Source organism: Lampropedia aestuarii (assembly GCF_004803635.1).
In the GTDB taxonomy this organism is placed as follows: domain Bacteria; phylum Pseudomonadota; class Gammaproteobacteria; order Burkholderiales; family Burkholderiaceae_C; genus Lampropedia; species Lampropedia aestuarii.
This window is the reverse complement of sequence record NZ_SSWX01000039.1, coordinates 1-11615: the sequence shown is the minus strand read 5'-3', so window position 1 is coordinate 11615 and position 11615 is coordinate 1. Positions and strand designations below refer to the sequence as shown.

The following is an 11615-nucleotide window of genomic DNA, read 5'->3' as shown; positions in this document are numbered from 1 at the left end:
TAGCGGCCTGACCTGTGCAGAAAAGGTTGGGTCAGTACAGGGATTCGTAGGGTGGCGCAGCTGTGCTGCCCACGCCAGCAGCCGCTCAGAAATGAGGTGTTGCAAGGGGCTTTTGAAAAGAGCTATTGGGTGTTTTGGGGTTATTCCATCCGCGTGGGCAGGAAACCTGCCCACCCTACCTCGCTAAATCACCAAAACCACCGAATAATAACCAACCTCTTGATAACACTCAAATATCAAAACCTCAAAACCAAAAAATATAGATTGCTCAACAAAAAATAAATCCAAATCCCTCGCAGGACCACTATAATTAAAAACATCACGAAAAAAATCATCCACCTTATCAGTGTCACCTCTCAAAACAATACCTCGACCTCCATTTAAAAAAAAATAAATTACATCATTCAAATTATTTATAGAAAATTGGCATTTAGCCAAAAATACCAAACCATCATCAGCAACCAAAAAATTTTCCTGATCAACTTGAAAGCCATCAACACCGAATTCATTCTTTAAAAACCAAGAGAACCCCCTTCTTCTATTAATGCCATTATTAAAAAATACTCTAGGCAAAACCATCAAGGCATCATAGAAATCACATTCCCCAAAAATCCGCCCCCATTGAGAAGAGATAGTCCTTAGTGCATCCAAAGCCCCATCATCGCCAGGAAAATCCCCACCAAAAGTTAAAACAGTTTTTTTATCATGAAACCTAACATCGCCAAATTTCAAACTAATTAAATCCAGATCATTCAAAACCATCAAATCAGTACTCATAATGCCTCTTAGTGGATGGATGATTATTAAAATGCCTATTCCAATAGACCGATCCATCCTTGAATCTATGCCCCGAAGAATGGCTTTGTATAGCCCCACGCGATCCAAAATTAAATTCGGTACCAGTCCTCTTAATATCAAGCCTATCTGCCTTAATATTCTTGGTGTGAGAAATATGTGTCTGACTGGTCGGTAGGTAATCCCCCNGTGGTAACCCCCCCCCCCCCCCCCCCCCCACCCCATTTTTAGCAGTAAGCATTAGGGAACCTCTCAAAACCTCAATCTCGAAAAAGTCGCATTAACCAAATCAATGAGTTGCAAACGATGAATTCACGTTTTTAGGGGGTGTGAGAGGTTCCCAAATAGTTAGGCGGCGGCTTATTTACTCAACGCATCGAGTACGTGCACTACAACTTCATCAAAAAGAGCTTAACCCAAGACCCAAAGACTGACCATTTTCAGCTACCACCGTTGGCTAAAAAAACAGAAAAATTCGTAAAAATGTAGGGTGGGAAGCTTTACTGTCCACGCCAGCCGAGGTTCAGAAATACAGCGTTGCGAGCGATTTTCAGAGTAGGGTGTGACTTGTTTTATATGGTTTTTCCGCGTAGGCAGGAGTCCTGCCCACCCTACCTCGCTACCTTGCTGGTGAGTCAGTGGCAAGTAAAGAGAACAGTTGCAGATCTATAGGATGCGCATTTTTAATTTCAAAACCACGTCGTACCCCTTCACGCGTGAAGCCAAGTCGGAGCAGCAAGTTGGCGCTTGTATGGTTGTCAAGATCCACGTCTGCACCAATTCGATGAAGCTTCATGGTTTGAAATGCATATTCCAGCATAGCGGCAACCGCCTCCGTCGCAAATCCTTGGTGCCAAAAAGCAGGTAATAACCAGTACCCAATCTCTGCCCGGCGATGCTCTTTCTGTAAATCGTTAAGACCACATCCACCAATTAATCGGTCAGGATGACTGGCTAAGCAAATGCACCACCACTGCCCGACACCAGTCTGTTGAATGTGCTGGTACCAATACATCTGTTCACTGGTCTCTTCTAGCGTCGAGTAGCTCACTCCGTAATGCTGAACAACTTTGGGATCACTCAAGCCTTGGTAGACACCATCTAGATCTGCATTCGTAAATGGACGCAATAGCAGGCGAGCAGTGTTTATTTCAAAGGGGGGCAGAGACATTTAGTGAGGCCGAGATATGAAGGAAGGTGTGTGATGTCCGGCTTTTAGTGATCAGGGACGTTTAAAAAAGAAGGCAGGTGGATCAAAACGATCTTCAGTTTTTCTTGCAAGAAATACTAAAGATCGTTTTTTATGAAGATTTAAATATCGAGATGTATACGAGGTGCCGCAGTCTTTTATCCCAAAACCGGCGCCAACAGCCGCTTCAACTCCCCCTCATCCATCCCTCTGCGCCCCACCATATCCACCAACTGGTCCTCCCCAATCTTCCCAAGCGTGAAGTAATCACTCTCAGGATGCGCAATCTGAAACCCTGACACCGATGAAGCCGGCCACATCGCCAAGCTCTCCGTTAGGCTCATGCCAATCTCATGCGCATGCAGCACCTCAAACAGCGGTGTCTTCGCGCTGTGGTCCGGACAAGCCGGATATCCAGGCGCAGGGCGAATGCCCTGGTATTTCTCGGCAATCAGCTCTTCATTGCTCAGCGACTCTTTGGGTGCATAGCCCCACAAATCGGTGCGCACGCGCCAGTGCAGGTATTCGGCAAAGGCTTCGGCCAAACGGTCAGCCAGGGCTTTGAACATGATGCCGGAGTAGTCGTCCAGCGAGCGTTCGAACTCTTTTTCTTTCTTCTCTACACCCAAGCCAGCAGTCACAGCAAACAGGCCGATGTAGTCTTTGATGCCCGAGTCCTTGGGCGCCACAAAGTCGGCCAGGCAGCGGCTGGGGCGCATCACGCCGTCGACGGCTTGCTTCGGGGCTTGCTGGCGCAGGCCATACCAGGTCATCAAGACCTTGTCGCGGGACTCATCGGCGTAGATTTCGATGTCGTCGTCATTGACGGTATTGGCAGGGTACAGGCCAATGATGCCGCTGGCTTTGAGCCAGCGCCCTTCGATGATTTGGCGCAGCATGGCTTTGCCGTCGGCAAAGACGCGTTTGGCTTCTTCGCCGACGATGTCGTCGTCCAGAATCGCCGGGTAGGGGCCAGCCAAATCCCAGGTTTGGAAGAATGGACCCCAGTCGATAAAACGCTCTAATTCATGCAGGTCGAGGTTGTCGATCACACGGCGGCCTAGGGCGCGCGGGGTGGTGGGCTGGTAGTTGGACCAGTCGATGGGTGTTTTGTTGGCGCGGGCTTTGTCCAGTGGCCACAGCTGCACGGGCTTTTTATTGGCGTGCTGCTGGCGCACTTTTTCGTAGTCGGCCAGCGTGTCGTTGATGAAGTTGGTGGCGCCGTCGCCGAGCAGGTTTTGCGCCACGCCCACGCTGCGCGAGGCATCGGGCACGTAGACGACCGGGCCTTCGTAGTGCGGGGCGATTTTGACGGCGGTGTGCACACGGCTGGTGGTGGCGCCGCCAATCAGCAGCGGGATGCCGCGCTCTTTAAACCAGCCGTCTTTTTGCATTTCGCTGGCCACATACTGCATTTCTTCCAGGCTGGGCGTGATCAGGCCCGACAGGCCGACGATGTCTGCGCCTTCTTCCTTGGCTTTGGCCAGAATTTCGTGGCAGGGCACCATCACGCCCATGTTGACGACTTCAAAGTTATTGCATTCGAGCACCACCGAGACGATGTTTTTGCCAATGTCGTGCACATCGCCCTTGACGGTGGCCATGATGATTTTGCCGTTGCTTTTGACTTCCTGGCCTGATTCTTTCATCAGGCGTTTTTCTTCCTCAATATAAGGAATCAGGTGGGCCACGGCCTGCTTCATCACGCGGGCTGATTTGACCACTTGCGGCAAGAACATTTTGCCGGCGCCAAACAGGTCGCCGACGATGTTCATGCCGTCCATCAGCGGGCCTTCGATCACGTGCAGTGGCCGGCCGCCTTTGGCGAGGATTTGTTGGTAGACCTCTTCGGTGTCCTGGGTGATGAATTCGGTGATGCCTTGCACCAGCGCGTGGGCCAGGCGTTTTTCAACTGCCACGGGCTTCTCGGGCGTGCCGCGCCACTCGTATTTCTTGCTTTCGTCCTTGGCATGGCCTTTGGCGTTTTCGGCAATTTCAACCAGGCGCTCGCCCGCATCTTCGCGGCGGTTGAGGATCACGTCTTCGACCCGCTCACGCAGCTCGGGCTCTAAATCGTCGTAAACGCCAACCATGCCGGCGTTGACGATGCCCATGTCCATGCCGGCCTTGATCGCGTGGTAGAGAAATACGGTGTGGATGGCTTCGCGCACCGGGTCATTGCCACGGAACGAGAAACTGACGTTCGATACGCCGCCCGACACTTTGGCGCCCGGCAGGTTTTGCTTGATCCAGCGCGTGGCTTCAATGAATTCCACTGCGTAGTTGTTGTGCTCTTCAATGCCGGTGGCTACGGCAAAAATATTCGGGTCAAAGATGATGTCTTCTGGCGGGAACCCGACTTCGTCGACCAGGATGCGGTAGGCGCGCTCGCAAATCTCAATCTTGCGCGCGTAGGTGTCGGCCTGGCCAACTTCGTCAAAAGCCATCACCACGGCGGCTGCACCATAGCGTTTGATCAGCTTGGCGTGGTGTTTGAAGGGCTCAATGCCTTCTTTCATCGAAATCGAGTTGACGACGGGCTTGCCCTGGATGCAGCGCAACCCTGCCTCGATCACGTCCCATTTGGACGAGTCGACCATGATGGGCACGCGGGCGATATCGGGCTCGGACGCGATCAGGTTCAAGAAGCGCACCATCGCGGCCTTGCTGTCGAGCATGGCCTCGTCCATATTGATGTCAATGATTTGCGCGCCGTTTTCGACCTGTTGGCGGGCCACGGCCAGCGCTTCTTCGTACTGGCCATTCAGGATCATGCGCGCAAACGCCTTCGAACCTGTGACGTTGGTGCGCTCACCAATGTTCACAAACAGCGAGTTCTCATCAATGATGAGTGGCTCCAGACCCGACAGGCGCATGGCCGGTGGTGCTGGTGGCGTGGATTCAGTGGCGGTGGTGGAGGCGAGCGTGCTGCTGGGCATGGGCGGGCGATCAATCATCAGGTCTGCGGGACAAGCCGCTATTGTGCCAGCGCCGAGCTAGTGTGAACAATCGTTGCGATCGCCTTCTGGGCCAATCAGTGCGCGGCGCGGCGCCTTGGGGGAAGGGGGGCGGGGCGGTGTTTCAAGCCCGCGCTGCGGCTTCTTTTTGCAAGTCGGTGTTTGCTGCTGTGGGAGTGTTGCTGATGGGCAGACCAAAGATGCGGTCAAAACACCAGGTAAACACAAAGGTGTAGATCAGGAAGAACACCATCAGGCCGAAGTCCATCACAAACGCATCCCACAGGCTCACTTGCAATTGCCAGGCAAACAGCGGCACCAGGAATACGATCAAGCCGCCTTCAAAGCCCAGCGCGTGCGCGATGCGGCGTTTGAGGCTGCGGCCTTTGACGGTTTGCTTGGCTTCCCAGCGCTCAAAGTAGGTGTTGAAGATGTAATTCCAGGTCACCGCAATGGCTGAGGCGGCCACAGCAGCGACCAGCGCTTGCGACATCGCGCGCCCGCTGATCATGGCCAGCCCCCAACTGGAGACGGCGATCGCAATGATCTCGTAAATGGTGACGTACACAATCCGGCGACGGATGCCTTGTAACTGCATGGGATTCACTTCAAGCCTGAGAAAACACGAAACTGTAGCGCGTTTGCACAATCGGTGCACCTCACGATGGACAAAGCCGATGGGAGCGCTATGCTGTTGTTTTTGTAATCTGAGAGACACTGTATGCCCACTAGCAAGAAAGCCTCGTCCACCGCAAAGCCACCAGCCACCGCAGAGGCGAGTGCAGCCAAATCCTTGCCTGAAAAAGCTGCTGCAGCAAAAAAAACCACAGCCACCAGCGCAGCCCCTGCGGCCAGCAAAGCCGCCAAATCCCCCAAGTTGGTCAAGCCTGTCAAAGCTGCCAAAGCCACGCCAGCAGCGAAAACGGCTGCTGCCAGCAAGTCGGCTGCGCCGCCCACTTTGCCAGCTACGCCTAAGCAGCCAGCTGCCATGAAGCGCCAGACTGAGCCAGCGCCCAAAGTGCGCACTTACCAGCATTTGCATAGCTTGCCGTCGTATTTGAACCAGGACAATTTGGGTCCTTGGGGCATTTACCTCAAGCAGGTTGACCGCGTCACGCCTTACCTGGGGTCACTGGCCAAATGGGTGGAAACGCTCAAGCACCCGAAGCGGGCATTGATTGTTGACATTCCAATCGAGTTGGACGATGGCACGGTTGCGCACTTTGAAGGTTACCGCGTGCAGCACAACCTCTCGCGCGGTCCTGGCAAGGGGGGCGTGCGTTTCCACCAGGACGTGACGCTGTCCGAGGTGATGGCTTTGTCCGCCTGGATGTCGGTGAAAACCGCGGCTGTGAACGTGCCTTACGGCGGTGCCAAGGGCGGTGTGCGTATTGATCCGCGCCAGTACTCACAAAACGAGTTGGAAAAAGTCGCGCGCCGCTATACCAGCGAGATCGGCCTGATCATTGGCCCGACCAAAGACATTCCAGCACCTGACGTCAACACCAATGAAAAGGTGATGGCCTGGATGATGGACACCTATTCGCAAAACGTCGGTGCCACAGCCACTGGTGTGGTCACTGGCAAGCCGATTGAGCTGGGTGGCTCATTGGGCAGGCGTGAAGCCACTGGCCGTGGCGTGTTCACCGTGGGGGTTGAAGCGGCCAAACTGATTGGTTTGACTATTGAAGGCGCGCGCATTGCGGTGCAGGGCTTTGGTAATGTAGGGGGCACTGCGGCCAAGCTGTTTGCTGAAGCAGGTGCGATTGTCGTGGCCGTGCAAGACCACACGGGCAGCATCTACCGTGATACCGGCCTGGATGTGCCGGCGCTGTTGGAGCATGTGCGTGAGACCGGCGGCGTAGGCGGCTTTAAGCATGCAGACAAGCTGGCTGCCGATGCGTTCTGGGGCGTTGATTGCGACATCCTGATTCCAGCTGCTCTGGAAGGCCAGATCAACAAGGACAATGCCGGCCAGATCAAGGCCAAGCTGGTGATTGAAGGCGCCAACGGCCCGACCACACCCACCGCCGACGACATCTTGCATGACAAGGGCGTGTTGGTACTGCCCGATGTGATCGCCAACGCAGGCGGTGTCACCGTCAGTTATTTTGAGTGGGTGCAGGACTTCTCCAGCTTCTTCTGGACCGAGGAGGAGATCAACCAGCGCCTGGTCAAGATCATGAAAGATGCGTTCAACTCGATCTGGCATGTGGCGCAGCAGCACAAGGTCAGTTTGCGCACAGCGACCTTCATTGTGGCCTGTAGCCGCATTTTGCAAGCGCGTGAATTGCGCGGCTTGTACCCTTGATGCGATGCCAGTAACCACAGCACGCTGAGTGCCTGCTGCATATTGCAGTAGCAGTAGCAGTGGGTACCGGCAACGCCAACAGGCCTGGGATGCATGGTGCGGCCCGGGCCTTTTTTCATGGATTTTTGATTGCATTTGTCGCTTGCGGCAAAGCCGCGCTATAATGCCCGGCTTCGCAAACATCATCTCCAAACACTGAAGGAATTGAATCATGGCAACCAAGCCAGTTAAAAAGAACCCCCGTTTGGCCTCTGGCCGTAAACGCGCCCGTCAAACCGTCAAACTGAACGTAGCCAATACTTCGCTGCGTTCCAAATACCGCACATTCGTGAAGAATGTGGAAAAAGCGGTCCTGGCTGGTGACAAAGAGAAAGCAGCTGATGCTTTCGCTAAAGCACAAAGCGTGATCGACTCTGTGGCCGATAAAGGCATTTTCCACAAAAACAAAGCAGCTCGCGACAAGAGCCGCCTGTCTGCCAAAGTGAAAGCTTTGGCCAAAGCAGCCTGAAGCACCGCTTCAAGCACCCGTATTTAAAAAAGCACGAGTTGACTTGCATGCACGCCGCCAAGGTGTGCTGACCACAGCCAGCTTGCCGTTTGAATAGCAGGTGCGCTGTTTGCGAAGCAAAAGCCGTTTGGAGTGATCCAAGCGGCTTTTTGTTTGGGCACCCCGCAGCGCCGGTTGCTGCGGGCAAGTGCGTAAGACCGCGCAAACGGCAGGCCAAAGCCAAGCCATGGCCACAAAACAGGCATAAACTACTGACTTTGCGCATTGAATGAGATACGCCCAGTGACTGATTCCTTTCACGACGCCACCTTGCCTGAGGGCTTGCACCCCCAAACACTGGCCGTGCGCCAGGCCATTGCCCGCAGCCAATACGGTGAGCATTCGGAAGCCTTGTTCCTGACCAGCAGCTATGTCCAGCCCGATGCGGCCACATCAGCGCGTCGGTTTGCCAATGAAGAGCCGGGCTACACCTACACCCGTACCTCCAACCCGACGGTAACCAGCTTTGAGCAGCGCCTGGCCGGCTTGGAAGGTACGCAGGCTGCCATTGGCACGGCCACCGGCATGGCGGCTATTTCCTTGATGGTGTATGGGCTCTTGAAAAGCGGTGATCACATCATTGCGTCGCGCTCGATGTTTGGCTCGACCATCAAGCTGCTGGGCTCGGAGCTGGTACGCTTTGGCATTGAGACCACGTTCGTCTCGCAAACCGATTTGAAAGAGTGGCAAGCAGCCATCCGGCCTGGTGTGACCAAGCTGCTGTTTGCAGAAACACCGACCAACCCGCTCACCGATGTCTGCGATATCCGTGCGTTGGCTGATCTGGCCCACAACGCAGGGGCCTGGCTGGCGGTCGATAATTCGTTTTTGACGCCTGCTTTGCAGCGCGCTGCGAGTTTTGGGGCTGACTTGGTGATCCATTCGGGCACCAAGTTTTTAGAAGGGCAGGGGCGTGTGATGGCGGGGGCCGTGTGCGGCTCCAGCGCATTGGTTCAAGACAAGCTCGTGCCGTTTATTCGCACTGCCGGTTTTAACCTGTCGCCATTCAATGCCTGGGTCGTGCTCAAAGGCATGGAGACGCTGTTTGTGCGTATGCACGAACAAAGCCGCAATGCCTTGCAGTTGGCGCAGTGGCTGCAAGACCATCCCAAGGTTGCACGGGTTTACTACCCTGGTCTGGCCAGCCATCCACAGCATGCGCTGGCCATGCAGCAGCAAGGCGGTTTTGGCGGTGCCGTCGTGTCGTTTGATGTGCAAGGCGAGACACCAGAGCAGCAGCGTGCCAACGCTTTTGCGGTCATCGACCACAGCCGCGTGATCAGCAAAACCACCAATTTGGGCGATACCAAAACCACCATTGCGCATCCAGCCACGACCTCACACGGCCGCTTGTCGGAAGAGCAGCGCCAGGCTGCAGGGGTGGGCCAGGGTTTGATCCGCGTCTCGGTCGGGTTGGAGTTTCCCAAAGATATTCAGGATGATCTGGAGCGCGGTTTTTCCCTGCTGTGATGACGCTCGGCCTGCGCCGTGTAAAGGCCTGCAATGGTTTTGCGGGCTCTTTATACCGCCCTCATCCATGACCGTTTTGCTTGCCGACGCTTGGGCCCATTGTTTAGCCATGCTCAGCCCTGGCCCAGATCGTGTCAGGGTGGCAGTGGTGTTTTTGTGGGATGCACTGATTGTGTTGCTGCTCTCGCAAGGCGCGCTGCGCCGTGGGTGCAACCGCTCGGTGTTTTATATTGATCAGTTCACTGGTTTGATCTTGGGCGCGATTGGCGTCAAAATCGTCCATGGTGCTGTCAGCCACTCGTGAGCTGCGGCCATGGTGCGTCAACTCGTTTTTCGCGCGTCTTCGCGGGCGTGTTGAGCAGCTGTTTTCCTGAGGCGCCTGCTGTGGTGTCCTCTTCTTATGGGTTCTGGCCTGCGGTGCATGCGCACTTGTCGGGCCTTGTTTATTGTTGAATGTGCTTATGACAACTTCTTCTACGCCAAAAGTCCGCACGCGTTTTGCGCCATCGCCTACCGGCTTTATCCATTTGGGCAATATCCGCTCGGCTTTGTATCCATGGGCTTTTGCGCGAGCCAACGGCGGCGATTTCATTTTGCGCATTGAAGACACCGATGTGGAGCGCTCCAGCCAGGAGGCGGTCGATGTGATTTTGGAGTCGATGAACTGGCTGGGCATGACGCCTGATGAAGGCCCGTTCTACCAAATGCAGCGCATGGACCGCTACAAGCAAGTGCTCAAGGAGCTGCAGCAACAAGGTTGGATCTACCCGTGCTACATGAGCATTGCAGAGCTGGATGCCTTGCGCGAGGCGCAAATGGCGGCCAAGCAAAAGCCGCGTTATGACGGCACATGGCGTCCAGAGCCAGGCAAAACGCTGCCGCCTATCCCTGAAGGGGTGCAGCCGGTGCTGCGCTTTAAAAATCCGCTGGCAGGCTCGGTGGTCTGGGATGACAAGGTCAAAGGCCGCGTCGAAGTCAGCAACCAAGAGCTTGATGACCTGGTGATTGCCCGCCCAGACGGCACGCCCACCTACAACTTCTGCGTGGTGGTGGATGACATCGACATGGCGATCACGCACGTGATTCGCGGTGACGACCATGTGAACAACACGCCACGCCAGATCAATATTTTCAAAGCGCTGGGCAAAGAGCCGCCCGTGTTTGCGCACTTGCCAACCGTGCTCAACGACCAGGGTGAAAAACTCAGCAAACGCCATGGCGCCAAGCCCGTCACACAATACCGTGACGAAGGCTATCTGGCCGATGCGATGGTCAATTACCTGGCGCGCCTGGGCTGGAGCCACGGCGATGACGAGATTTTTTCGCGCGAGCAATTCCTGGAGTGGTTTGACCTGGATCACCTGGGCAGCAGCGCCGCACGCTTTGACGATGCCAAGCTGCGCTGGGTCAATGCCCAGCACCTCAAAGCCTTGGATGATGCGGCTTTGGTGGCCTTGGTCGTGCCGCGTTTGCTGGGGCGGGGTGTGGCGCAGGCCGAGTTGGACGATGGCCGCTTGCAGGCGATTGTGGCCTTGTTCAAAGACCGCTGCGAAACACTAGAAGACCTGGCGCAATGGGCGCAGGTGTTCTATGTTGATGCACCCAGCATCAATGATGCGGATTACCAGCAGCATGTCACGCCTGCGGCGACGGCAGGTGTGCAAGCGCTGCGCCAGGCGCTGGAAGGCATTGAATGGAACAAGGAAACCATCAACGCCACATTCAAAGCCGTGCTCAAGGAGCAGGGCCTGAAAATGCCGCAATTGGCCATGCCTGTGCGCGTGCTGACCGTGGGCGTGGCGCACACGCCATCGGTCGATGCAGTGCTGGAATTGCTCGGAAAGAAAAAAGTTATTGAATTTCTCTCCAAGGCCTGATTTTTAGTGCATAATCTCGGTCTTTCGCGGACAACAAGAAGTTTCGATAAAGCTTAAAAGCCAAAGAAAATCAAAGTGTTTGCGAAGTGAGATTTTTGGGGGTATAGCTCAGCTGGGAGAGCGCTTGCATGGCATGCAAGAGGTCATCGGTTCGATCCCGTTTACCTCCACCAAATTTAGACCCTATCGTCTAGCGGTTAGGACATCGCCCTTTCACGGCGGTAACCGGGGTTCGATTCCCCGTAGGGTCGCCAAGTTGTAGCGCTTGGTTGTGCTGGTTTCAGCACAGCAAAAGCTGCCTACCGTGGAGCGGTAGTTCAGTTGGTTAGAATACCGGCCTGTCACGCCGGGGGTCGCGGGTTCGAGTCCCGTCCGCTCCGCCACAGTTGTTGAAGTTGATTGCCTCCATCGTGGGTCAATTGATTGGTGAGTAAGTTCTTGGGGGTATAGCTCAGCTGGGAGAGCGCTT

The 11615-nt window shown here is 54.9% G+C and carries 9 protein-coding genes and 3 tRNA genes; 8 read left to right on the top strand and 4 right to left on the bottom strand.

Going from position 1 to position 11615, the window contains the following annotated elements:
- Nucleotides 1-183: 183 nt before the first annotated feature.
- The 4 genes from E8K88_RS17555 to E8K88_RS17540 all read right to left on the bottom strand — a co-directional run bounded on the left by E8K88_RS17555 (nucleotide 184) and on the right by E8K88_RS17540 (nucleotide 5539).
- Nucleotides 184-777, bottom strand: a complete 594-nt coding sequence (locus tag E8K88_RS17555; protein WP_136407971.1) for a hypothetical protein — start codon at nucleotides 775-777, stop codon at nucleotides 184-186.
- Nucleotides 778-1414: 637 nt separating this feature from the next.
- Nucleotides 1415-1966, bottom strand: a complete 552-nt coding sequence (locus E8K88_RS17550; protein WP_136407970.1) for a GNAT family N-acetyltransferase — start codon at nucleotides 1964-1966, stop codon at nucleotides 1415-1417.
- A 176-nt stretch (nucleotides 1967-2142) separates the two neighbouring features.
- Complete coding sequence (gene metH / locus E8K88_RS17545) at nucleotides 2143-4923, bottom strand: methionine synthase (protein ID WP_136407969.1); 2781 nt, start codon at nucleotides 4921-4923, stop codon at nucleotides 2143-2145.
- 142 nt (nucleotides 4924-5065) lie between these two features.
- Nucleotides 5066-5539: a PACE efflux transporter gene (locus E8K88_RS17540; protein WP_136407968.1), complete on the bottom strand. Its 474-nt coding sequence runs from the start codon at nucleotides 5537-5539 to the stop codon at nucleotides 5066-5068.
- A gap of 390 nt (nucleotides 5540-5929) precedes the next feature.
- Between E8K88_RS17540 and E8K88_RS17535 the strand changes: the two genes are divergently transcribed.
- The 8 genes from E8K88_RS17535 to E8K88_RS17500 all read left to right on the top strand — a co-directional run bounded on the left by E8K88_RS17535 (nucleotide 5930) and on the right by E8K88_RS17500 (nucleotide 11529).
- Nucleotides 5930-7252 (top strand): Glu/Leu/Phe/Val family dehydrogenase, encoded by a 1323-nt coding sequence (locus E8K88_RS17535; RefSeq protein ID WP_136407972.1) that lies wholly within the window; start codon nucleotides 5930-5932, stop codon nucleotides 7250-7252.
- A 211-nt stretch (nucleotides 7253-7463) separates the two neighbouring features.
- The gene (gene rpsT / locus E8K88_RS17530) at nucleotides 7464-7760 is read left to right on the top strand and encodes a 30S ribosomal protein S20 (protein WP_205880121.1); all 297 of its coding nucleotides are present in this window, start codon (nucleotides 7464-7466) and stop codon (nucleotides 7758-7760) included.
- Nucleotides 7761-8042: 282 nt separating this feature from the next.
- On the top strand, nucleotides 8043-9269 hold the full coding sequence (locus tag E8K88_RS17525; RefSeq protein ID WP_136407966.1) for an O-succinylhomoserine sulfhydrylase: 1227 nt from the start codon (nucleotides 8043-8045) through the stop codon (nucleotides 9267-9269).
- A gap of 67 nt (nucleotides 9270-9336) precedes the next feature.
- Complete coding sequence (locus E8K88_RS17520) at nucleotides 9337-9573, top strand: hypothetical protein (protein WP_136407965.1); 237 nt, start codon at nucleotides 9337-9339, stop codon at nucleotides 9571-9573.
- A 157-nt stretch (nucleotides 9574-9730) separates the two neighbouring features.
- A complete protein-coding gene (gene gltX, locus E8K88_RS17515; RefSeq protein ID WP_136407964.1) occupies nucleotides 9731-11146 on the top strand; it encodes a glutamate--tRNA ligase in 1416 nt (471 codons plus the stop codon).
- A 97-nt stretch (nucleotides 11147-11243) separates the two neighbouring features.
- Nucleotides 11244-11319, top strand: a tRNA-Ala gene (locus E8K88_RS17510).
- A gap of 6 nt (nucleotides 11320-11325) precedes the next feature.
- Nucleotides 11326-11400: transfer RNA gene (locus E8K88_RS17505), tRNA-Glu, on the top strand.
- 52 nt (nucleotides 11401-11452) lie between these two features.
- Nucleotides 11453-11529: transfer RNA gene (locus E8K88_RS17500), tRNA-Asp, on the top strand.
- Nucleotides 11530-11615: the final 86 nt, after the last annotated feature.